Source organism: Methylobacterium currus, from assembly GCF_003058325.1.
GTDB classification, from domain to species: Bacteria; Pseudomonadota; Alphaproteobacteria; order Rhizobiales; family Beijerinckiaceae; genus Methylobacterium; species Methylobacterium currus.
On the sequence record NZ_CP028843.1, the window covers coordinates 2,525,035 to 2,548,497 of the forward strand.

The window sequence follows — 23,463 nt, forward strand, 5'->3', positions numbered from 1 at the left end:
TCAGCGGAAGGAGATCCGGGAACGGGGAGTGTCGTATCCTGAGGCCTCACCCCTCGATCATCGCCCGGATACGCCGCGCCAGCAGCTCCACCGGGAACGGCTTGGTGATCATCTGCATGCCGGGCGCCAGAAATCCCGCCATGGCGGCGTTCTCGGCATAGCCGGTGATGAACAAGACCTTGAGGTCGGGGCGGTGCTCGCGGGCGGCGTCGGCGAGCTGGCGGCCGTTGAGGCCCGGCAGGCCGACATCGGTGACGAGGAGGTCGATGCGGCCGGGCACGCGCAGGGCGGCGAGGCCGGAGGGGCCGTCCTCGGCCTCCAGCGCCCGGTAGCCGAGGTCGCGCAGGATGTCGACGATGAGGCTGCGCACCGCCGGCTCGTCCTCGACCACCAGCACCGTCTCGCCGCTGCCGGCGGTCGGCGTCGCGGCCGGCGCCGGAGCCGATGCCTCCTCGGCGGGCGGGCCGTCATGGTGGGACAGGTCATGGCGCGGCAGGTAGAGCGCCACGGTGGTGCCGCGGCCGAGCTCCGAGGTGATGACCGCGTGGCCCTCGGACTGGCGGGCGAAGCCGTAGATCATCGAGAGGCCGAGGCCCGTGCCCTGGCCGAGCGGCTTCGTGGTGAAGAACGGGTCGAAGGCGCGGCGCACCACCTCCGGCGCCATGCCGGTGCCGGTATCGGTCACGGCGAGGCGGAGATAGGCGCCCGGCGCCACGTCGCCGTGGGCGGCGGCGAAGACCGCGTCGAGCTCGACGTTGCGGGTTTCGATGACGAGGTGCCCGCCGTCCGGCATCGCATCGCGGGCGTTGATCGCGAGGTTGAGGATCGCGCTCTCGAGCTGGTTGGCGTCGCAGAGCGTCGGCCACAGGCCGTCGGCGAAGCGCGTCTCCAGGGTGACGGTCTCGCCGAGCGTCCGGCGCACCAGATCCTCAAGGGAGGCCACCAGCGCGTTGGCGTCGACGGGCCGCGGGTCGAGGGGCTGGCGCCGGGCGAAGGCCAGCAGGCGATGGGTGAGCGCCGCGGCCCGGTGGGCCGAGGTGAGCGCCGCATCGATGTAGCGCGGGGCGACGTCGAGGCGCCCTTGCGTGAGCCGGGTCGAGAGCAGGTCGAGGGAGCCGACGATGCCGGTGAGCAGGTTGTTGAAATCGTGGGCGATGCCGCCGGTGAGCTGGCCCACCGCCTCCATCTTCTGCGACTGGCGGAAGGCTTCCTCCAGATCGCGCTGCTCGGTGACGTCGCGCCCGACCGCGTGCAGATGGCCCTCCCCCGGCACCGCGGTCCAGGACAGGGTGCGGTAGGAACCGTCGGCGTGGCGGTAGCGGTTCTCGAACAGCAGCGTCGCATGGCCGTCGGCGAGGCGCTGCGTCTCCGTGCGCGTGCGCGCCTGGTCGTCCGGATGGACGAGGTCGAGGAATGGACGGCCGATCAGGTCCTCGGCCTCCCAGCCCAGCACCGCGCGCCAGGCCGGGTTCAGGGCGGCGATCGTGCCGTCGAAGCGCGCGACGAGCATCACGTCCCGCGACAGGCGCCACATCCGGTCGCGCTCGCGGGTGCGCTCGGCGACCTGGGCCTCCAGGGTCTCGTTGACCCGCCGCAGGGCATCGGCCGCCTCGCGCCGGACCCGGGCGAGGCGCAGGTTGGTCTCGACCCGGGCGAGCAGCTCGCGGGCCGAGAACGGCTTGATGAGGTAGTCGTCGGCGCCGGCCGCCAGACCCTCGATGCGGGCCTCCTCGCCGGCCCGGGCCGAGAGCAGGATCACCGGGATGCCCCGGAGCGCCGGATCGGCCCGCAGGGCGGCGAGCAGCCCGAACCCGTCGAGGCCCGGCATCATCACGTCGGAGAGGACGAGGTCGGGGGCGCGGCGGCGGGCGGCTGCGAGGGCCGCGTCGCCATCGCCGACCGCCTCGACGCCATGGCCGGCATCGCCGAGCAGGCGACGCACATAGGCGCGCATGTCGGCGTTGTCGTCGGCGAGCAGCACCCGGCCGGTGAGGCCGGCGGGGCCCGGCGCCTCGACGAGGTCGGGCGGGCCCGAGACCTCGTCGCCGAGCCAGCGCGTCGCCTCCTCGACGAAGACGTGCGAGCGGGTGGCGGTGGAGTGGGCGGGCCGCGCGGCGCGGATGCGCTCCGGCGGCAGATGGGCCCGGCCGAGCGGCAGGCTCACCGTGAAGGTGCTGCCCTCGCCGAGGCGGCTCGCGACCGCGACCGTGCCGCCGTGGAGCCGGACCAGCTCCTGGACCAGGGCGAGCCCGATGCCGGAGCCTTCGAAGCTGCGCCCCTGAGCGCCCTCGACCCGGTGGAAGCGCTCGAACAGCCGCGGCAGCTCGGCCTCCGGAATGCCGAGGCCGGTATCCGCGACCGTGAGCACCGCGCGAGGCCCTTCCGCCCGCAGCCGCACCGCGATCCCGCCTTGAAGCGTGAACTTGAAGGCGTTGGAGACGAGGTTGAGGACGATCTTCTCCCACATCTCCGGGTCGACGAGGGCCGGCTCGGCCGCGGGCGGCCCCGGCAGGGGCGGGCAATCGACGGTGAGGACGAGGCCGGCCTTGTCGGTGGCCGATCGGAAGCTCGAGGCGAGCTCCGCGGTGAAGCAGGCGAGGTCCAGGGGCTCGAAGGCGGCCTGGGCCCGGCCGGCCTCGATGCGCGAGAAGTCGAGCAGGGCGTTGACGAGCTTGAGCAGCCGCAAGCCGTTGCGATGGGCGAGCTCCACCAGGCGGCGGGTCTCCGGATCGAGCGTCGCCGGCGCGGATTCCAGCACCTCGGTCAGCGGCCCGAGCATCAGGGTCAGCGGCGTGCGGAACTCGTGGCTGACATTGGAGAAGAACACGGTCTTCTGCCGGTCGATCTCCGCCAGGGCCTCGGCCCGGCGCCGCTCGGCCTCGTAGGCGCCGGCGGTGGCGAGACCCGTGGCGATCTGGCCGACGAACAGGTCGACGAAGCCGCGATACGCCTCGTCGAGGGGCCGGTAGGGGTTGAGCCCGGCGACGAACACCCCGGCCGGACGGTCCTGGCCCTGCCGGGCGATCGGCAGCACCAGGGCGTGGGTGGGGGCGCGGTTCCACGGGCCGGGGGTCAGGCCGTCGAAGAGCGGCCCGAGCGCCTCGACCGGCACCGGCTGGCCGGCCTCGACGAGGTCGAGCGCCCGGGACGCCGCCTCCCCGGCCCGCGCCACGGCCGGGTGCTCCGGCCCGAGGCCGGCCCGGGCCAGCAGCGCCGGCCCGTCGCCGGTCAGGTAGGCGAGCGCCACCGGCAGGTCGTGGGTGCCCGCCCCGAGGCAGCCGGCGACGACCACGCCGACCTCCGCCGTCGTGCGCGCCGCCGCCATCCCGGCGCCGAGGTCGCGCAGGAACCGCAGGCGCCGCTCGCCGATGACCCGCTCGGTCTCCTCCGAGACCACGCAGAGCATGCCGGTGACGGCGCCGGCATCATCCGCCAGCGGGCTGTACGAGAAGGTGTGATAGCTCTCCTCGGTGAAGCCGCGCCGCTCCAGGAACAGCAGCAGCGCCTCGTCCCAGGTCGCCTGGCCGGTGCGCAGCACCTGGGCGATGCGCGGGCCGATATCGGGCCAGATCTCGGCCCAGACCCGGTCCGAGCGCGAGCCGAGGGCCCAGGCCTCCTTGACGCCGAGCGTCGGCTTGTAGGCGTCGTTGCAGAAGAAGGTGAGCTCGGGCCCCCATGCCATCCACATGGCGAAGCGGGAGCCGAGCATGATCCGCACCGCCGTGGTGAGCGATTGCGGCCAGACCTCGACCGGCCCGAGGGTCGTGGCCGCCCAGTCATGGGCGCGCAGGCGCACGCCCATCTCGCCGCCTCCGGGGAAGAGGGCCTCGTGCGGGGTGGGCAGATTACCGGCCATGAGTATTGTCCAGCATGCCCCGGCGATGGCACGGGCGCCGTGGACTGTCAAAAACCAGGCTTAAGAAATGTGAAATCCGTGCGGGCCGCCGACGCGGTTCAGGCGCCTTGCGCGGGCCGCCCGGTCAGGGCCTCGCCGATCTCGGCGACGATCTGCTGCGGCGTGGCGCCGACCGAGACCACGAGCGGATTCTCCTCGGGCGAGGGCTCCTGCAAGGTGCGGAACTGGCTGTCGAGCAGGCTCGTCGGCATGAAGTGGCCGTGGCGGGCGGCCATGCGCCGGCCGATCAGCTCGCGGTCGCCCTTCAGGTAGACGAGGCGCACGTCGGGCCGGTCCCCGACCAGCACGTCGCGATAGGCGCGCTTGAGGCCCGAGCAGGTCACGACCCCGTGGCGCCCCTCGGCGCGGACCGTGTCGATCCAGGCGGCGATGGCGGCGAGCCAGGGCCAGCGGTCCTCGTCGGTCAGCGGCGTGCCGGCCTGCATCTTCTCGACATTGGCGGCGGGGTGAAAATCGTCGCCGTCCTCGAACTCCCAGCCGAGCCGGCCGGCGAGCAGGCTCGCCACCGTGGTCTTGCCGGAGCCCGAGACGCCCATCACCACGACGACCGCGGGGGGAGTCGGGTTGCCGTTCGCTGACGCACCGTCCATCGCCGTGATTCCTCCCGCGTTTCGACTGACCCGCTCCGATCGCGCGCAGGCTTTTCCTGTCTCGGGCGGACTGCCGTCCTCGTACATTTCAGATCAGAGCATACTGCGCCGAGCGCGCAACCCTCCCCCCCTCTGCGGGGAGGGGGTCCCTGCATCAGCAGGGGTCGGGCCGGGACGAAGTCCCGCAAGAGGGGCAGCGCGACGCCGATCCAGGTAACGCCCCTCATCGAGCGCGCGACCTCTCCGGAACCGTGGTCCCCTCTCCCGCCCCGCTCCATGGGGCACCCTCCCCCCGTCCCAAGTCGGGCCTGCCCGACCTGGGCACAGGGATGCGGAACTCGGGCAAGCCCGAGTTCCGTGGGGGGAGGGTTCGGGCGTCGTTCTCACATATGCAGCGCGCGCTTCTCCACCGCGAGCGCGGCTTCCTTCACCGCCTCGGTCAGGGTCGGGTGGGCGTGGCAGGTGCGGGCGATGTCCTCGGAGGAGGCGCCGAACTCCATCGCCACCGCGACCTCCATGATGAGGTTGCCGGCATCGGGCCCGACGATGTGGACGCCGAGCACCCGGTCGGTGGCGGCATCGGCCAGCACCTTCACGAAGCCGTCGGTGGTGTGGTTCACCTTGGCGCGTCCGTTCGCGGTGAAGGGGAACTTGCCGGTGTTGTAGGCGATCCCGTCCTTCTTCAGCTCCTCCTCGGACTTGCCGACCGAGGCGACCTCCGGCGTGGTGTAGACCACGTTCGGGATCACGCCGTAATTCACGTGACCGGCCTTGCCGGCCAGGATCTCCGCCACCGCGACGCCCTCGTCCTCGGCCTTGTGGGCGAGCATCGGGCCGGCGATCACGTCGCCGATGGCGTAGATGCCGGTGACGTTGGTGGCGTAGCGGTCGTCGGTGAGGATCCGGCCCTTGTTGTCGAGCTGGATGCCGACCGTCTCCAGGCCGAGGCCCGCGGTGTAGGGCACGCGGCCGATCGCCACGAGCACCACGTCGGCCTCCAGCACCTCCGCCGCGCCGCCGGCGGCCGGCTCGACCGTGACCTTGGCGCCGCTGCCGGTGCGCTCGACGCCCGTGACCTTCTGCGACAGGCGGAACTGGATGCCCTGCTTCGAGAGGATGCGCTGGAACTGCTTGCCGACCTCGCCGTCCATGCCAGGCAGGATCCGGTCGAGATACTCGACCACAATCACCTCGGCGCCCAGCCGCCGCCAGACCGACCCGAGCTCGAGGCCGATGACGCCGGCGCCGATGACCACGAGCTTGCCCGGGACCTTGGTCAGGTCGAGGGCGCCGGTGGAGGAGACCACCACCTCCTCGTCGATGGTGACGCCCGGCAGGTTGGCGACGTCCGAGCCCGTCGCGATCACGACGTTCTTGGCCTCCAGGATCTGGTTGCCGCCATCCTCAGACGTGACCTCGACCCGGCCGGCGCCGGCCAGCCGCCCGGTGCCCTGGAAGGTATCGATGCCGTTCTTCTTCAGCAGGAAGGCGACGCCCTTGGTGTTGCCGTCGACGCCCTCCTGCTTGAACGACATCATCTTCGCCAGATCGAGCTTCGGCTCGCCGACGGTGATGCCCAGCACCGGGAAGTGCTTGGTCGCCTCCTCGAACGCCTCGGAGGCGTGCAGCAGGGCCTTCGAGGGGATGCAGCCGACATTGAGGCAGGTGCCGCCATGGGTCGGGCGCTTCTCGACCACGGCAGTCTTCAGGCCGAGCTGGGCGGCGCGGAGCGCGCAGACGTAACCGCCGGGGCCGGTGCCGATGACGACGAGATCGTAGGAGGACATTCAGGACTCGCGAGGTTGGGAGCGGCGGGCCCGCGAGGCGCTGCCGCTGCGATGGGTGAGTGGATGGGGGGCGGCTAGCGGCCGCCCGAGATCGTCAGGGTCGCGCCGGTGGCGTAGGAGGCCTCGTCCGAGAGGAGCCACATCACCGCGGCCGCGACCTCGTCGGCGGTGCCGGCGCGCTTCATCGGCACCAGGGGGCTGAGCCGCGCCAGCCGGTCGGGCTGGCCGCCGCTGGCATGGATCTCGGTCTCGATCAGGCCGGGGGCGACGCCGTTGACCCGGATGCCCTCGGCGGCGACCTCGCCGGCGAGCCCGGTGGTGAAGGAGTCGATGGCCCCCTTCGAGGCGGCGTAGTCGACGTACTGGTTCGGCGCGCCGAGGCGGGCCGCGACCGACGAGAGGTTGACGATGACGCCGCCTTGCCCGCCGTGCCGGGTCGACATCCGCCGCACCGCCTCGCCGGCGCACAGGAACGAGCCGATGACGTTGGTGGTCATCATCCGGTTGAGGCGGTCGAAGGTCATCTCGTCGACCCGCGCCGCGTAGTCGACGACGCCCGCATTGTTGACGAGCCCGCCGAGCGGCCCGAGGCCGTCGGCTGCCTGGAAGAGGGCCGCGATGTCGGCCTCGACCGCGACGTCGCTCCTGACCGCGAGCGCCTTGCCGCCGAGATCCTCGATCTCCCGCACCAGGGCGTCGGCGGCGTCCTTGGCCGCGACGTAGGAGAAGCAGATCCGCCAGCCGGCCCGCGCCGCACGAAGGCAGACCGCCCGGCCGATGCCGCGGCTGCCGCCGGTGACCACCAGGACCTTGTCCATCTCAGCCGCTCCCCGATGTGAGAGGCCCCTCCCCCGGGCGGGGAAGGGGCTGGTTTGTTGGCCTCAGAGGTCGAGCACGAGGCGCGCCGGGTCCTCCAGGGCCTCCTTGACCCGCACCAGGAAGGTCACGGCCTCCTTCCCGTCGACGATGCGGTGATCGTAGGACAGGGCGAGGTACATCATCGGCCGCGCCTCGATCTTGCCGTTGCGCACGACCGGCCGCTCCTCGATGCGGTGCATGCCGAGGATGCCCGATTGCGGCGCGTTGAGGATCGGGGTCGACATCAGCGAGCCGTAGATGCCGCCGTTGGTGATCGTGAACGTGCCGCCCTGCATGTCCTCGATCGACAGCTTGCCGTCGCGGGCCTTGCGGCCGAAGCCGGTGATGGCCTTCTCGATCCCGGCGATCGACATCTGGTCGGCGTCGCGCACCACCGGCACGACCAGGCCCTTGTCAGTGCCGACCGCGATGCCGACGTGGTAGTAGTTCTTGTAGACGATGTCCTGGCCGTCGATCTCGGCGTTCACCGCCGGCACGTCCTTCAGGGCGCCGATCACCGCCTTGGTGAAGAAGCCCATGAAGCCGAGCTTGGCGCCGTGCTTCTTCTCGAACACGTCCTTGTACTGCTGGCGCAGGCTCATCACCGCGCTCATGTCGACGTCGTTGAACGTCGTCAGCATGGCGGCGGTGTTCTGCGCGTCCTTCAGGCGCCGGGCGATGGTCTGGCGCAGCTTGGTCATCCGCACCCGCTCCTCGCGGGAGGCATCGTCCGGCGCCGACGGGGCGCGGGCGACCTGCGGGGCCGGAGCCGGAGCGGGGGACGAGGCGCCGGAGGAGATCGCCGAGAGCATGTCGCCCTTGGTGACGCGGCCGTCCTTGCCGCTGCCCTTCACGGACGACGGGTCGACGCCGGATTCCTGGGCCAGGCGCGCGACGGCCGGGCCGTTGTCGCCCGAGGCGTGACCCTTCGGGGCGGCGTCGCCATGGCTGCCGTAGGAGGCGGAGGAGGACTTGGCGGGCGCCTCGGCGGCCTTCGGGGCCTCGGCCTTGGGAGCCTCGGCCTTCGGGGCGGCCGCGCCGTTGCCGGCGCCGGCGCCGCCCTCGACGATCGAGCCGAGGAGCGCGCCGGGCTCCACCGTCTCGCCGTCCTTGGCGACGATGTCGCCGAGCTGGCCCGAGGCCGGGGCATTGACCTCCAGGGTGACCTTGTCGGTCTCGAGCTCGACCAGCGGCTCGTCGGCCTTCACGGTGTCGCCGGGCTTCTTGAACCAGCGGCCGATCGTGGCCTCGCTCACGGACTCGCCGAGCGTCGGGACGCGGATTTCGGTGGCCATGTCTTCCGTCGGGGTTGGGGCGATGCGCATCGCCCGAAAAAAAGGATCAGGCGGCGCCCCTCGCGGGGCGCCGGTGACGCGGGATCAGACCGCCAGGGCCTCGTTGAGGAAGGCCTGGAGCTGGTCGAGGTGCTTCGACATCAGGCCGACGGCGGTCGAGGCCGAGGCCGGGCGGCCGATGTAGCGCGGACGCTTGGAGGCGGAGCCGGCCTGGTTGAGGACCCACTCCAGGTAGGGCTCGACGAAGGCCCACGAGCCCATGTTCTTGGGCTCCTCCTGGCACCACACCACCTCGGCGTTGCGGAAGCGCGAGATCTCGGTGGCGAGCGACTTCAGCGGGAACGGGTAGAGCTGCTCGACGCGCATCAGGTACACGTCGGAGATGCCGCGCTTCTCGCGCTCCTCGAAGAGGTCGTAATAGACCTTGCCCGAGCAGAGCACGACGCGCCGGACCTTGTCGTCCTTAGGCAGCTTCACGCCGTCCTGCGCCTTCTCGGCGTCGTCCCACAGCACCCGGTGGAAGGTCGAGCCCTCGGCGATGTCGGCCAGCGCCGAGACCGCCCGCTTGTGGCGCAGGAGCGACTTCGGGGTCATCAGCACCAGCGGCTTGCGGAAGTCCCGCTTCAGCTGGCGGCGCAGGATGTGGAAGTAGTTCGAGGGCGTCGTGCAGTTGGCGACCTGCATGTTGTCCTCGGCGCACATCTGCAGGTAGCGCTCGAGACGGGCCGAGGAGTGCTCCGGCCCCTGGCCCTCGTAGCCGTGCGGCAGCAGCATCACCAGGCCCGACATGCGCAGCCACTTGCGCTCACCGGACGAGATGAACTGGTCGACCACGACCTGCGCGCCGTTGGCGAAGTCGCCGAACTGCGCCTCCCACAGCACCAGGGAGTTCGGCTCGGCCAGCGAGTAGCCGTACTCGAAGCCGAGCACCGCCTCCTCCGAGAGCATCGAGTTGATGACCTCGTAGCGGCTCTGGCCGTCCTTGATGTGGTTGAGGGGCGTGTAGCGCTCCTCGTTCTCCTGGTCGATCACCACCGAGTGGCGCTGCGAGAAGGTGCCGCGCTCGACGTCCTGGCCCGACAGGCGGACCCGGTGGCCCTCCGTGAGGAGCGAGCCGAAGGCCAGCGCCTCGGCGGTCGCCCAGTCGAGGCCCTCGCCGGTCTCGATCGCCTTGGCGCGGTTGTCGAGGAAGCGCCGGATGGTGCGGTGCAGGTGGAAGTCCTGCGGCACCGTGGTGATGGCCTTCCCGATCTCCCGCAGGGTGTCGGCCGGCACGCCGGTGCGGCCGCGGCGCGGATCGTCCTCGTCCTCGCGCACCGCCTTCAGGCCCGACCAGCGGCCGTCGAGCCAGTCGGCCTTGTTGGCCTTGTAGGCGGTGGCGATGTCGAACTCGCTGTCGAGGGTGGCGCGGAACTCGGCCTTGCGCTCGTCGAGTTCCTTCTCGCTCACCACGCCGCCCTCGATCAGGCGCTTGCCGTAGCTCTCGAGGGTCGAGGGGTGCTTGCGGATGATCTGGTACATCTTCGGCTGGGTGAACGCGGGCTCGTCGCCCTCGTTGTGGCCGAAGCGGCGGTAGCAGAGCATGTCGATCACCACCGGCTTGTGGAACTTCTGCCGGTACTCGGTGGCGATCTTGGCCGCGAAGGTGACGGCCTCGGGGTCGTCGCCGTTGCAGTGGAAGATCGGCGCCTCGACCATCTTCGCCACGTCGGACGGGTAGGGCGAGGAGCGCGAGAAGCGCGGATCGGTGGTGAAGCCGATCTGGTTGTTGATGATGAAGTGGATCGAGCCGCCGGTGCGGTGGCCCTTCAGGCCCGACAGGCCGAAGCACTCCGCCACCACGCCCTGTCCCGCGAAGGCGGCGTCGCCGTGGATCAGGAGCGGCAGCACGGTGGTGCGCTGCTCGTCGCCGGTCTGGTCCTGCTTGGCGCGCACCTTGCCGAGCACCACCGGATCAACGATCTCGAGGTGCGACGGGTTGGCGGTCAGCGACAGGTGGACGGTGTTGCCGTCGAAGGCCCGGTCGCTCGAGGCGCCGAGATGGTACTTCACGTCACCCGAGCCCTCGACCTCGGCCGGCGACGACGAGCCGCCCTTGAACTCGTGGAAGATCGCCCGGAACGGCTTCGACATCACGTTGGCGAGCACGTTGAGGCGGCCGCGGTGGGCCATGCCCAGCACGATGTCGGTGACGCCGAGCGCGCCGCCGCGCTTGATGATCTGCTCGAGCGCCGGGACCATCGCCTCCGAGCCGTCGAGGCCGAAGCGCTTGGTGCCGGTATACTTCAGGTCAAGGAACTTCTCGAAGCCCTCCGCCTCGATCAGCTTGTTGAGGATCGCCCGCCTTCCCTGCTCGGTGAACGAGATCTCCTTGTCCTTGCCCTCGATGCGCTCCTGGATCCAGGCCTTCTCCTCCGGATCGGAGATGTGCATGAACTCCACGCCGAGGGTCTGGCAGTAGGTCCGCTCCAGGATCGCGACGATCTCCCGGATGGTGCCGAATTCCAGCCCGAGCACGTTGTCGAGGAAGATCGGGCGATCCCAGTCGGCCTCGGCGAAGCCGTAATGCTGCGGGTGCAGCTCCTCGTGGTCGCCGCGCGGCTGCAGGCCGAGGGGATCGAGCTTGGCGTGCAGGTGGCCGCGCATGCGGTAGGCGCGGATCAGCATGATCGCGCGCACGGAATCCTTGGTGGCCTGCAGCACGTCGGCCGGGGTGGCCGTCTGGCCCTTGGCCTCCTGCTTGGCCTTGATCTTCTCGCCGACCGCCTTCTCGATCTGCGCCCAGTTGCCGTCGAGCGCCGAGACGATCTCGCCGTTGGCGGCGACCGGCCAGTTCGGCTTTGTCCAGGACGCGCCCTCGGCGTTCTTGACCACGATCGCGCTCTCCTCCTTCAGGCTGGAGAAGAAGCTGCGCCACTCGGGATCCACCGCGTTGGGATCCCGGGTGTAGGTCGCGTAGAGCTCCTCGATGTAGTCGGCGTTGCCTCCGTAGAGGAACGAGGTTCCGAGGAGGGCGTCGTTCGCGTCCTGGCGTGCCATGGCGATCTGTCTATCCGCGCTGGTCGATCGGGGGGCCGGCTTCTCGCCCTCTCGTGGGGCGGGAGGATGGCGGTCCGTCGACGGTGGGGGCGCCCGGGAGGCCGGGCGCCAGGATGTCTTACGAACTCAAGAGAGTTGACGTTTGCTTGCGATGTGGGTGCGGGACGCGAATCCCGCACGCCACGCCTGCCATGCGCGAGGCGAAGGGCATGTGCGTCCTGGCGGACGGATCAGCCCTTCAGGACCTCGACCAGGGTCTTGCCGAGGCGCGCCGGCGACGGCGAGACGCGGATGCCCGCCTCCTCCATCGCGGCGATCTTGTCCTCGGCGCCGCCCTTGCCGCCCGAGATGATCGCGCCGGCATGGCCCATGCGGCGGCCGGGAGGCGCCGTGCGGCCGGCGATGAAGCCGACCATCGGCTTCTTGCGGCCGCGCTTGGCCTCGTCCTTGATGAACTGCGCCGCCTCTTCCTCGGCCGAGCCGCCGATCTCGCCGATCATCACGATCGACTCGGTCTTGTCGTCCGCGAGGAACATCTCCAGCATGTCGATGAACTCGGTGCCCTTGACCGGGTCGCCGCCGATGCCGACCGCGGTGGTCTGGCCGAGGCCCTCGTTGGTGGTCTGGAACACCGCCTCGTAGGTCAGGGTGCCGGAGCGCGACACGATGCCGACCGAGCCCGGACGGAAGATGTTGGCCGGCATGATGCCGATCTTCGACTCGCCGGCGGTGACGATGCCGGGGCAGTTCGGGCCGATGAGGCGCGACTTCGAGCCTTCGAGCGAGCGCTTCACCCGCACCATGTCGAGGACCGGGATGCCTTCCGTGATGCAGACGATCAGCGGGATCTCGGCGTCGATCGCCTCGCAGATCGCGTCGGCGGCGCCCGGCGGCGGCACGTAGACCACCGAGGCGTCGGCGCCGGTGGCGTGCTTCGCCTCCTTCACGGTGTCGAACACCGGCAGGCCGAGATGGGTCGCGCCGCCCTTCCCCGGCGAGGTGCCGCCGACCATCTTGGTGCCGTAGGCGATCGCCTGCTCGGAGTGGAAGGTCCCGTTCTTGCCGGTGAAGCCCTGGCAGATGACCTTGGTGTTCTTGTCGATGAGGATGGACACGTGCGATCTCCGGAGATCTGCATTCGGGGATGGGCGGTGCGGCTCAGGCGAACCGAGCCTCTGGGGGTGCACCGCACCTGAGAAACCTGCGGCGAGGCGGAGCCCGATACTGGGCACACGCGCGAGAAGGGCGCCCTCTCAGGGACGCCCCGCCCTCCTCAGCCCTTGCGCACCGCCGCGACGATCTTCTGGGCGGCGTCGTCGAGGTCGTCGGCCGGGATCACGTTGAGGCCCGAGGAGCGGATGATCTCCTTGCCCTTCTCGACGTTGGTGCCCTCGAGGCGCACCACCAGCGGGACCTGGAGGCCCACCGCCTTCACGGCCGCGATCACCCCGTTGGCGATCACGTCGCACTTCATGATGCCGCCGAAGATGTTGACCAGGATGCCCTTCACGTTCGGGTCGGCGGTGATGATCTTGAAGGCCGCGGTGACCTTCTCCTCCGAGGCGCCGCCGCCGACGTCGAGGAAGTTCGCCGGCTCCTCGCCGTAGAGCTTGATGATGTCGAGCGTCGCCATGGCGAGGCCGGCGCCGTTCACCATGCAGCCGATGGTGCCGTCCAGCGCGATGTAGGCCAGGTCGTACTTCGAGGCCTCGATCTCCTTCTCGTCCTCCTCGGTGATGTCGCGCAGCTGCACGATCTCCGGGTGGCGGTAGAGGCTGTTCGAGTCGAACGAGATCTTGGCGTCCAGGCACTTCAGGTGCCCGTCCTTGGTGACGATGAGCGGGTTGATCTCCAGCATGCTCATGTCCTTGGCGGTGAACGCCCGGTAGAGCTTGGTGGTCAGATCCTCCGCCTCCTTGGCGAGCGGGCCGGTGAGGCCGAGCGCCTTGGCGACCGCGCGGCCGTGATGGGGCATCGCGCCGGTGGCCGGGTCGACCGAGAAGGTGATGATCTTCTCAGGGGTGTCGTGGGCGACCTGCTCGATGTCCATGCCGCCCTCGGTCGAGACCACGAAGGCGACCCGGCCGGTCTCGCGGTCGACGAGCATCGACAGGTAGAACTCGGTCTCGATGTCCGAGCCGTCCTCGATGTAGAGGCGGTTGACCTGCTTGCCGGCCTCGCCGGTCTGCACCGTCACGAGGGTGCGGCCGAGCATCTGCTCGGAGAAGGCCTTGACCTCCTCGACCGACTTGGCGAGGCGCACGCCGCCCTTCTCGCCGGCCTCGGCCTCCTTGAACTTGCCCTTGCCGCGCCCGCCGGCATGGATCTGGGACTTCACGACCCAGAGCGGACCGCCGAGCTCCTTGGCGGCGGCCTCGGCCTCGGAGGCCTTGAAGATGGCGCGGCCGTTCGAGACCGGCAGGCCGAACTCCTTGAGGACGGCCTTGGCTTGATACTCGTGGATGTTCATGGGGCGAAAAGCTTTCTTTATAGTCGGGCGGGGCAGGCGGAGAGGCGGCGCGGGGCCCGCGCCGCCGGTCAGGCCTTACGCCAGCGCGCCGTTGATGCCCTTGCAGGCCTCGACCAGGCCCTTCACGGAGTTGACCGACTTCTCGAACATCGCCTTCTCCTCACCGGAGAACTCGACCTCGACGATGCGCTCGACGCCGTTCTCGCCGATCACGATCGGCACGCCGATGAACAGGCCGTCGACGCCGTACTGGCCGGTGAGGTGGGCCGCGCAGGGCAGGACCCGCTTCTTGTCCTTGAGGTAGCTCTCGGCCATCGCGATGGCGGAGGCGGCCGGCGCGTAGAAGGCCGAGCCGGTCTTGAGCAGGTTGACGATCTCGCCGCCGCCTTTACGGGTCCGCTCGACCATGGCGTCGAGCTTCTCCTGGGTGGTCCAGCCCATCTTGACGAGGTCGGGCAGCGGCACGCCGGCCACCGTCGAGTAGCGCACCAGCGGCACCATGTCGTCGCCGTGGCCGCCGAGCACGAAGGCGGTGACGTCCTCGACCGAGACTTGGAACTCCTCGGCCAGGAAGTGGCGGAAGCGGGCCGAGTCGAGCACGCCGGCCATGCCGACGATCTTCTTCGGGTCGAGGCCGGAGAACTTCTGCAGCGCCCACACCATCGCGTCGAGCGGGTTGGTGATGCAGATCACGAAGGCGTTCGGGGCGTGGGTCTTGATCCCGGTGCCGACCGCTTCCATCACCTTCAGGTTGATGCCGATCAGGTCGTCGCGGCTCATGCCGGGCTTGCGCGGCACGCCGGCGGTCACGATCACCACGTCGGCCCCGGCGATCGCCGCGTAGTCGCTGGCGCCGCTGTACTTGGCGTCGAAGCCGTCGACCGGAGCCGACTCGGCGATGTCGAGGCCCTTGCCCTGCGGCACGCCGTCGGCGATGTCGAACAGCACGACGTCGCCCAGCTCCTTGAGGCCGGCGAGGTGCGCGAGCGTGCCGCCGATCTGTCCAGCGCCGATGAGCGCGATCTTCTTGCGTGCCATGTGTGAACCGATCCTTCGCGGTGTGGTGGAACCGTCGGGGGCCGGGGTCCGCTCGCGAGGAGCCCGCGCCGGCGGGTGCCTCTTTGGCGAAAAAAGCCCGGCCCGACAACCCGATGGCTCCGCGGGAGGCCGGCAGCACCGCTGAGTCGCGCGCTCACGGCGCGTCACGCGATCGGGTTTTGCAAGATATTTCAGGGTGTTGCCGAGGAGCTCGGCCGAACGTTACATTTTCGAAAGTTTGTCAGCGGCCCTACAGGGTCCCGATGCGCAGGATCCGCAGCATCGCCCGGATGACGGCGCCGAGGCGGGCCTCGATCAGGTCGCGGGGGACCTCGGCGTCGAGCTGGATCGAGACCGGGTGCAGGAAGCGGTGGCTGGTGTCGAAGATGAAGGCGATGCCGCGCTCGCGGTCGCGCAGCGAGAAGGTGCCGGCATTCATCCCCTCCTCGATCACCCGCTCGACCAGCTGGCGCAGGCGGCCGCGGTGGCGCCGGGCGATCGGCCGCGACTCGACCGTGGCGTCGCGGTGGACCGCGAACAGGTGCGGGTCCCGCGCCAGCACCTCGCGCTGCATCGAGGCCAGCGCCAGGAGCAGGCGTTCGAGCTTATCGTCGGCGGGGTCCGGCGCATCCGCGATGGCGCCGAGCTCGGCCTCGACCTCGCGCAGCCAGCGCCCCGCGACCGCGTCGACGAGCGCGGTCTTCGACGGGAAGTAGCGGTAGACGTTGGCATGGGTCATGCCTGCCTCGGCGGCGACCCCGACGACGGTGACCTGCCGGTGGCCGAGCCGGCGCAGGTGGTCGGCGGCGATCGCGAGCAGGCGCGCATCGGCGGAGGGCGGCGCCGGGCGGGCGCGCGGCGCGATGGGCGGGAGCCCGTCCGACGGGTGCGGCTCGTCGCGGGACTGGGCGCCGGGGCGGCTGCGGGGCATGGAACTCGAGGGTACAGGTGTGACCGGTAGCGCGACGATCCCTCCAGGGTAGCGGTGGGCCGGCGGCAGGAGAAGCCCCAGGCCGAAGGGAAGCCCCGGGCCGCGCCGCAAAAGACGCAGTCTCAGACCCGGTAGCGCCGGTGCAGACTCGACACCACGTCCTCGGCGAGCCCCAGCCGCTCGGCGAGATAGGCGAGATAGAGCTGGTTGACCCTGCGGCGCTGGTCGACGGCGAGCAGGGAGGCGACATAGGCGTAGGCGCCGAGATCGGCGTCGAGGATCGCGTCGAGGAGGTCGCCGAGCGCGAGCGGCGCCGCGAGCGCCTTGTCGAGGCGCTGGCGCTCGGCCTCCGCCGCACTGATCCGGGCGAGCGCGTCGCGCACCGGGGCCGGATCCTGCCGGCGCCCCTGGGCCAGGAACGCCGCCGCCATCGCCTGGATCACCAGGTCGCGCTGGGCCGGCTCCAGCACCCGGAGGTTCAGGGTCAGGGGCACCAGGGTCTGGTGGCGGTTCTGCAGGAAGGCGTGCATCACCTTCTGGGCCAGCGCCTCGGTCACCACCGCATCCGCGCGGCCCGCCCGCCGGTCGCGCCGCGAGGCCCGGGCCGGGGTGGCCTCCGGCTCCCCGGCCTCGTCCGGCGCGTCGCGCCCGAAGGCGCGGGTGAGGAAGGCGAAGCTCATGCAGGGTCCCAGGTTGGACGGTCCCGCACCAACGTGCGATCGCCCGGCGGGCTCCGCCGCCGGATCACCCCCCGGCGATCGGGCGCAGGACCGGCACGTCAAAATAGATTTGCTCGAGGGCGATCTCGAACTCCACGGCCTCGAACCGCAGGCCGTGGTCCGGTGCGGTGAGCACGTCGCGCATCCACCCCTCCGCCTCACGCCGGTCAAGCTCCACCCGCATCTGATCCTGGTAGACAAGGACGATGTGCCGGAGCGTCGGCAGGGACTTGTAGAAGGAGAGCTTGTAGAGGGAGAGCTTGGGCCCGTGGTCGCGATCCATGGTGCTCGGCGACAGCACCTCGACGATCACCAGCGGGTCGCTGACGAAGGTGCCGATTCTGCCGCGGCCCGCAGCGCACGACGATGTCGGGTTCGGGCTTGTCCCGGCCGTGCCCGTTCTCGTCGCGCTGCACGCGCATCCCGCCCTGATCGCCGCGGCAGCCGAGGGCATCCATCGCGAGCGTCAGCGGGGCGCCGATCTTGCCGGCGATCTGCTCGTGGTTCTCCGTCGGGTTCGTCATCATGACGACGTCGCCGTCGACGAGCTCCCAGTCCGTCTCGTCCCGCGCTGGTCGTCGACGAAGCGGTCGAACTCGGCGACGGTGAGCCGGCCGGGCTGGTGGACGCGGTCTTCCATGACGGGACTCTCCCGGGGCGGCATCGAGCTGTTCGGGGATGAACGATGCACAGGATCTCTCCTGTCCCACACGGGAGAGGGGATCCCGCGACTCTTCTTTTTTCCCGGGCGGTCGCGTCGGTGCAGAGCCTGATCGGCGCGGCGGTTGGCGGAAAGGCGCCGCCCCAACGCAACTCTTCAGCGACTCCGCCCTGGGCACCGCCGCGGACCACCCAATCTAGGGAGGCTCGATACCCGGCAGCAGGATCACCGCCCCCGCATGACGCATACTCGCCCCCTCGCCCGCCCCCTCGCCCGCAAGCCCCGCGCATGACCCTCGACCAGGGCCTCGCCTTCGGCCTCATCGGGGTCACCGTCCTGCTCTTCGTCTGGGGGCGGCTGCCCTACGACCTCGTGGCGCTCCTCTCCCTCGTCGCCGGGGTGGCGCTCGGGCTGGTGCCGGCCGCGAAGGCCTTCGACGGCTTCGCCGACGACGTGGTGATCATCGTGGCGAGCGCCCTGGTGATCTCCGCGGCGGTGTCGCGCTCCGGCGTGGTCGAGAGCGCGATGCGCCCGTTCCTGCCCTACCTGCGAAAACCCCGCCAGCAGGTGCCGGCGCTCGCCGGCGCGGTGATGGGCCTCTCGGTCGTCACCAAGAATATCGGGGCGCTCGCGATCTTCATGCCGGTGGCGCTCCAGCTCGGCCGTAAGACCGGCACGTCGGCCTCGCTGCTGCTGATGCCGATGTCCTTCGCCTCGCTGATCGGCGGCCTCGTCACGCTGGTCGGCACCTCGACCAACATCATCGTCGCCAAGGTGCGGGCCGACGTCACCGGCGAGCCGTTCGGGATGTTCGACTTCACGCCGGTCGGCCTCGGCCTCGCGGTGGCGGGCCTCGCCTTCCTGAGCGTCGGCTACCGGCTGCTGCCGCGGGACCGGCGCCCGGCCGGCTCGCTCGCCGCGTCGTTCCGGATCGAGGCCTACACCACCGAGGCCTGCCTGCCGGCGGACTCGCCCCTCGTCGGCGCCACGGTGGGCGAGCTCGAGGCGCTCGGCGACGGCGACGTCACGGTGGCGACCGTCATCCGCGAGCGCTTCCGCCGCTACGTCCCGGGCCCGGACTGGCGGCTCGCCGCCGACGACATCCTGCTGCTCGACGGCGAGCCGGAGGACCTGGAGCGCCTGGTCGCCCGCGCCAGGCTCACCCTCGTCGGCACGCAGGCGGCCGGCGGCGAGGTCACGGTGATCGAGGCGGTGATCCCGGACGGCTCGGCGCTGGCCGGCACCACCGCCGCGGGGGCCGATCTCGCCGGGCGCCACGGCACGGCCCTGCTCGCGGTGAGCCGCAGCGGCGCGGCGATCACCCGGCGCATCGGCAGCGTGCGCCTGCGCGCCGGCGACGTGGTGGTGCTGCGCTCAGCCCCCGAGCGGCTGGCCGAGGTGCTCTCCGAGTTCGGCCTGCTGCCGCTCGCCGAGCGCAAGCTGGCGCTCGGCCACAGCCGCCGCAGCTACATCCCGATCGCGGTGCTGGCCGTCGCGATGGCGCTCATCGCCCTTCACCTCGTCCCGGTCGCGATGGCGTTCTTCGGCGCCGCGGTGCTGCTCCTGGTGCTGCGGGTGATGACGATGCACGAGGCCTACGAGACGATCGAGTGGCCGGTCATCGTGCTCCTCGGCGCCCTGATCCCGGTGAGCGACGCGGTGCGCACCACCGGCGGCACCGACCTCATCGCCAGCCACCTGTCGGGGCTGATGCAGACGGTGCCGTCGATGCTGGCGATCGGCCTCCTGCTCGTCGCCGCCATGGCGGTGACGCCGTTCCTCAACAACGCCGCCACGGTGCTGGTGATGGGGCCGATCGGCGCCAGCCTGGCCCAGAAGCTCGGGCTCAACCCGGACCCGTTCCTGATGGCGGTGTCGGTGGGGGCGGCCTGCGACTTCCTCACCCCGATCGGCCACCAGTGCAACACCCTGGTGATGGGTCCGGGCGGCTACCGCTTCGGCGACTATGCCCGCCTCGGCCTGCCGCTCTCGCTCATGGTGATCGTGGTCGGCACGCTGCTGATCAGCCTGTTCTGGCCGGTCGCGCCGCGCTGAGGCGGGGTCACCCCCCAAAGAGGCGGATCTCTTAAGGGATTGTCCGTACGTGACACCGTGTCGCCACGGGCGATAATCGTGTCTCCCGGGCCCGGGGGATACAGAAGCGGCATGACGGCGATCTGGTTCATCTTCGCGCTCATGACCGGCTTGGCGGTGCTCGCCCTGCTCTGGCCGATGTCGCGCCGCCCTGGCTTCGCGGCCGTCCCGGAAGGCGAGGCGCGGATCGCCACCGAGACCGGGTTCTACCGCGACCAGCTGCGCGAGATCGACCGCGACGCGGCCCGCGGGCTCCTGGCCGCGCCGGAGGCCGAGGCCGCCCGGGCGGAAGCCGCGCGCCGCCTCCTGCGGGCGAGCCGGGATCCCGGCCGGGTCGCCGGGGCGATGGGCGAGCCGGCCCTGCGCCGGCGCCGGGCGGCCTCCGCCTTCGCCCTCTCGACGGTGCCGCTCGTCGCGCTCCTCGTCTACGGCATCTACGGCTCGCCGGACCTGCCGGCCCAGCCCCAGGCCGAGCGCCTGGCCCACGCGCGGACGGCCGGCAACGACCTCGCGGCGGCGGTGGCGCAGATCGAGGCCCATCTCGCCCAGGCGCCGGAGGACGGCCGCGGCTGGGCGGTGCTGGCGCCGGTCTATCTGCGCCTCGGCCGCGTCGAGGATGCGATCAAGGCCTACGAGAACGCCCTGCGGATCCTCGGCGAGGAGGCCGGGCGGCTCGCCGATTACGGCGAGGCCCTGGTGGCGGCGAGCGACGGGGTCGTCTCGTCGAAGGCCCGCGACGCCTTCGAGCGGGCGCTCCGCCAGGATGCGAAGGCGGTCAAGCCGCAATTCTACCTCGCCCGCGCCGCCGAGCAGGACGGCGACCGCGACAAGGCCCGCGCCCGCTACGCCGCCCTCGCCGCCGCCGCGCCGCCCGACGCGCCCTGGCTGCCGATGGTGCGCGACAGCCTCGCCCGCCTCGACGGCACCGCGCCGCCTGCCGCCGCCAAGCCCGCGATGGGCGAGGAGCAGCGCGGCATGGTCCGCGGCATGGTCGAGGGGCTAGCCCAGCGCCTCGCCGAGAAGGGTGGCACGCCGGAGGAGTGGGCCCGGCTGGTGCGCTCCTATGGGGTGCTCGGCGAGCGACCGAGGGCGGAGGAGACCCTGGCGCAGGCGCGGACCGCGCTCGGGAACGATACGGCCAAGCTCGCTCCGGTGGAGGAGGCGGCGCGGGAGATGGGATTGGGCACCGCGAAGGCGGTGCCGTGAGGATCGCGACGGCCGAACCCCTCCCCCCTCTGCGGGGGAGGGGGGAGGGGCGCGCCGGTCTCGGCTTCGCCGCACAAGCTCTGCTATACAGTGACAACCAACAGAGCCGGCCCCGCGCCGGCCGCCTCCGGGAGACGCCCCTCATGACGCTCACCCCCCTCCCCCGCTGCTGGCCTTGAGACCCGCACCATGACGCGCCGGCGCCGCCGTTCCGTCCTCATCCTCGTCTGCGGCGCCGTGCTGGCGGCGGCCCTCGGGCTCGTCCTCACGGCGATGCGCGACACCATCGTGTTCTTCCGCTCGCCGACCGAGGTGGCGGGCCAGAAGGTCGCGCCCGGCACCCGCTTCCGCCTCGGCGGGCTGGTCGAGGCCGGCTCGCTCAAGCGCGAGGCCGACGGAAAGGTGGCGTTCGCCGTCACCGACACCGGCTCGACCGTGCAGGTGCGCTACCGTGGCCTGCTGCCCGACCTCTTCCGCGAGGGCCAGGGCGTGGTGACCGAGGGCGTGCTGGAGCCCGACGGGATTTTTCGCGCCGACACGGTGCTGGCCAAGCACGACGAGACCTACATGCCCCGCGAGGTCGCCGACGCCCTCAAGGCGCAGGGGCGCTGGCAGGAAGGCGCCGGCAAGCCGGGACAAGACACGTCCGGAAAAAACTCGTCCGCGCAAGGCTCCGCCGAGCCCGTCTCCCGCACCGCCGTCCAATAGTCCCGCCCCGTGCGGCGGAAGGTCTTGGCGGCGCTGAAGACGAACCGGACTAAGATGACGCCCGCGATCCGCCGCGGCAGGACGCCGGGTCGGGAGAACCGTCGACCGATCGCCCGTCCCGATGGACAAAACGCTTACCGAAAGGTCGCCCTGGTGCTGATCGAGGTTGGTCACTACGCCCTCGCCCTGGCGCTCGCCCTGTCGCTGACGCAGATGGTGATGCCGGTCTGGGCGAGCCGCGCCGGCGACCCGGTCCTGCGCAGCGTCACGGTGCCGGCGGCGCTCGCCACCTTCGCGTGCATCGCCTTCGCGTTCGGGGCGCTGACCTACGCCCACGTGACCTCGGACTTCTCGGTCCAGAACGTCGTCGAGAACTCGCACTCGATGAAGCCGCTGATCTACAAGATCTCCGGCGTCTGGGGGAACCACGAGGGCTCGATGCTGCTCTGGGTGCTGATCCTGGCGCTGTTCGGCGCCGTGGTGGCGCTCGCCCGCAACGCCGTGCCGCCCACCCTCCGCGCCAACACGCTGGGCGTGCAGGCCGCGATCACCGCGGTGTTCCTGCTCTTCATCCTCGTCACCTCGAACCCCTTCGCCCGGCTCAACCCGGCCCCGGTCGAGGGGCGCGACCTCAACCCGCTGCTCCAGGATCCGGGCCTCGCGATCCATCCGCCGCTGCTCTATCTCGGCTATGTCGGCTTCTCGATCACCTTCGCCTTCGCCATCGCGGCCTTGATCGAGGGCCGGATCGACGCCGCCTGGGCTCGCGCCGTGCGGCCCTGGACGCTGGCGGCCTGGTGCTTCCTCACCGTCGGCATCGCCATGGGGTCGTACTGGGCGTATTACGAGCTCGGCTGGGGCGGCTGGTGGTTCTGGGACCCGGTCGAGAACGCCTCGCTGATGCCCTGGCTCGCCGGCACGGCGCTCGTCCACTCCACCGTCGTGATGGAGAAGCGCGACGCCCTCAAGGTCTGGACGGTGCTGCTCGCCATCCTGACCTTCTCGCTGTCGCTGCTCGGCACCTTCCTGGTGCGCTCGGGCGTGCTGACCTCGGTCCACACCTTCGCCACCGACCCGACCCGCGGCACCTTCATCCTCGGCATCCTGGTGCTGTTCATCGGCGGCTCGCTGGCGCTCTACGCCTGGCGCGCGCCCACCTTGCGCCAGGGCGGCCTGTTCGCGCCGATCTCCCGCGAGGGCGCGCTGGTGATGAACAACCTGTTCCTGTCGGCGGCCTGCGCCACGGTGCTGGTCGGCACGCTCTATCCGCTCGTGCTCGAGTCGCTGACGGGGGAGAAGATCTCGGTCGGGCCGCCCTTCTTCAACCTGACCTTCCTGCCGCTCGCCGTGCCGCTGCTCCTCGTGGTGCCGTTCGGCCAGACGCTGGCCTGGAAGCGCGGCGACCTCGCGGCGGCGAGCCAGCGGCTGTTCGTCGGCTTCGCGCTCGCGCTCGCCATCGCGCTTCTGGCCATCGCCGTCACCTGGGGCGGGCCGGTGGGGGCGCCGCTCGGCATCGGGCTCGGCGCCTACCTGATCCTGGGGGCCGCCCTCGAGATCGTCACCCGGGCCCGGGGCAAGACGTTCGGTCTGTCGCTGCGCCGCGCCGCCGGCCTGCCGCGCTCGGCCTGGGGCACGGCTCTGGCCCATGCCGGCGTCGGCGTCACGGTGATCGGCATCGCCGCCCAGGCCTGGAGCGTCGAATCCCTCGCCACCATCCAGCGCGGCGGCGAGCTGCGCGCCGGCCCCTACGTGGCGGTGCTGGAAGGTGTCCTGCCCCGCACCGGGCCCAACTACACCGAGACCGTCGCCCACCTGACCATCCGGGAGGGCGGCGATCCGGTCGGGGTGATCGAGCCGGGCAAGCGTTTCTACGCCTCGCGCAACATGTCGGTGAGCGAGGCGGGCCTGCTCACCCTCGGGGTGAGCCAGGTCTATGCCAGCGTCGGCGAGACCGGGACGGACGGCCGCATCGGCATCCGCCTGTACTACAAGCCCCTGGTGCTGCTGATCTGGCTCGGCGCCGTGGTGATGGCGCTCGGCGGCGGCCTCTCCCTCACCGACCGGCGCTTCCGCGTCGGCGCCCCGGCCCTGCGGCCGGCCATCCGCGACGCGGCCGGCCCGGTGCCGCCCCACTCGGTCCCGGCGGAGTAG

General features: G+C 71.1%; 17 protein-coding genes. 4 read left to right on the plus strand and 13 right to left on the minus strand.

Annotated features, from left to right (window positions below):
- Positions 1 to 46 precede the first annotated feature (46 nt).
- The 13 genes from DA075_RS12020 to DA075_RS12075 form a co-directional block, all read right to left on the minus strand.
- The gene (locus DA075_RS12020) at positions 47 to 3,856 is read right to left on the minus strand and encodes an ATP-binding protein (RefSeq protein ID WP_099953426.1); all 3,810 of its coding nucleotides are present in this window, start codon (positions 3,854 to 3,856) and stop codon (positions 47 to 49) included.
- Positions 3,857 to 3,954: 98 nt separating this feature from the next.
- Complete coding sequence (locus DA075_RS12025; RefSeq protein ID WP_099953427.1) at positions 3,955 to 4,506, minus strand: gluconokinase; 552 nt, start codon at positions 4,504 to 4,506, stop codon at positions 3,955 to 3,957.
- Positions 4,507 to 4,889: 383 nt separating this feature from the next.
- Positions 4,890 to 6,293 carry a dihydrolipoyl dehydrogenase gene (gene lpdA / locus DA075_RS12030; RefSeq protein ID WP_099953428.1) on the minus strand — a complete coding sequence of 468 codons (1,404 nt, stop codon included), beginning with the start codon at positions 6,291 to 6,293 and terminating at the stop codon, positions 4,890 to 4,892.
- Positions 6,294 to 6,367: 74 nt separating this feature from the next.
- Positions 6,368 to 7,111 (minus strand): SDR family oxidoreductase, encoded by a 744-nt coding sequence (locus DA075_RS12035; RefSeq protein ID WP_099953429.1) that lies wholly within the window; start codon positions 7,109 to 7,111, stop codon positions 6,368 to 6,370.
- Positions 7,112 to 7,174: 63 nt separating this feature from the next.
- Positions 7,175 to 8,446: a 2-oxoglutarate dehydrogenase complex dihydrolipoyllysine-residue succinyltransferase gene (odhB, locus tag DA075_RS12040; protein WP_099953430.1), complete on the minus strand. Its 1,272-nt coding sequence runs from the start codon at positions 8,444 to 8,446 to the stop codon at positions 7,175 to 7,177.
- 84 nt (positions 8,447 to 8,530) lie between these two features.
- Entirely contained in the window at positions 8,531 to 11,485 is a 2,955-nt protein-coding gene (locus DA075_RS12045; protein ID WP_099953431.1) for a 2-oxoglutarate dehydrogenase E1 component, read from the minus strand.
- Positions 11,486 to 11,715: 230 nt separating this feature from the next.
- Complete coding sequence (gene sucD, locus DA075_RS12050; protein WP_099953432.1) at positions 11,716 to 12,600, minus strand: succinate--CoA ligase subunit alpha; 885 nt, start codon at positions 12,598 to 12,600, stop codon at positions 11,716 to 11,718.
- 158 nt (positions 12,601 to 12,758) lie between these two features.
- Positions 12,759 to 13,955 carry an ADP-forming succinate--CoA ligase subunit beta gene (gene sucC, locus DA075_RS12055; protein WP_099953433.1) on the minus strand — a complete coding sequence of 399 codons (1,197 nt, stop codon included), beginning with the start codon at positions 13,953 to 13,955 and terminating at the stop codon, positions 12,759 to 12,761.
- A 75-nt stretch (positions 13,956 to 14,030) separates the two neighbouring features.
- Positions 14,031 to 14,993, minus strand: a complete 963-nt coding sequence (mdh, locus tag DA075_RS12060; protein WP_099908617.1) for a malate dehydrogenase — start codon at positions 14,991 to 14,993, stop codon at positions 14,031 to 14,033.
- Between the two features lie 250 nt (positions 14,994 to 15,243).
- Positions 15,244 to 15,924, minus strand: coding sequence for a TetR/AcrR family transcriptional regulator (locus DA075_RS12065; RefSeq protein WP_099953434.1), 681 nt, complete (start codon positions 15,922 to 15,924; stop codon positions 15,244 to 15,246).
- 122 nt (positions 15,925 to 16,046) lie between these two features.
- Positions 16,047 to 16,604, minus strand: a complete 558-nt coding sequence (locus tag DA075_RS12070) for a DUF533 domain-containing protein (protein WP_099953435.1) — start codon at positions 16,602 to 16,604, stop codon at positions 16,047 to 16,049.
- A 64-nt stretch (positions 16,605 to 16,668) separates the two neighbouring features.
- Positions 16,669 to 16,926 carry a hypothetical protein gene (locus DA075_RS38380; protein ID WP_338068022.1) on the minus strand — a complete coding sequence of 86 codons (258 nt, stop codon included), beginning with the start codon at positions 16,924 to 16,926 and terminating at the stop codon, positions 16,669 to 16,671.
- Complete coding sequence (locus DA075_RS12075) at positions 16,811 to 17,170, minus strand: hypothetical protein (protein WP_338068012.1); 360 nt, start codon at positions 17,168 to 17,170, stop codon at positions 16,811 to 16,813. Before DA075_RS12075 ends, DA075_RS38380 begins: the two co-directional genes overlap by 116 nt.
- Positions 17,171 to 17,592: 422 nt before the next feature.
- Here DA075_RS12075 and DA075_RS12080 point away from each other — a divergent pair, with 422 nt between their 5' ends.
- The 4 genes from DA075_RS12080 (at position 17,593) to DA075_RS12095 (ending at position 23,463) form a co-directional block, all read left to right on the plus strand.
- Positions 17,593 to 19,359, plus strand: coding sequence for an SLC13 family permease (locus DA075_RS12080; RefSeq protein WP_099953436.1), 1,767 nt, complete (start codon positions 17,593 to 17,595; stop codon positions 19,357 to 19,359).
- 111 nt (positions 19,360 to 19,470) lie between these two features.
- Positions 19,471 to 20,604 carry a c-type cytochrome biogenesis protein CcmI gene (gene ccmI / locus DA075_RS12085; protein WP_099953437.1) on the plus strand — a complete coding sequence of 378 codons (1,134 nt, stop codon included), beginning with the start codon at positions 19,471 to 19,473 and terminating at the stop codon, positions 20,602 to 20,604.
- 189 nt (positions 20,605 to 20,793) lie between these two features.
- Positions 20,794 to 21,312, plus strand: a complete 519-nt coding sequence (gene ccmE / locus DA075_RS12090; protein ID WP_099953438.1) for a cytochrome c maturation protein CcmE — start codon at positions 20,794 to 20,796, stop codon at positions 21,310 to 21,312.
- A gap of 153 nt (positions 21,313 to 21,465) precedes the next feature.
- Positions 21,466 to 23,463: a heme lyase CcmF/NrfE family subunit gene (locus tag DA075_RS12095; RefSeq protein WP_099953439.1), complete on the plus strand. Its 1,998-nt coding sequence runs from the start codon at positions 21,466 to 21,468 to the stop codon at positions 23,461 to 23,463.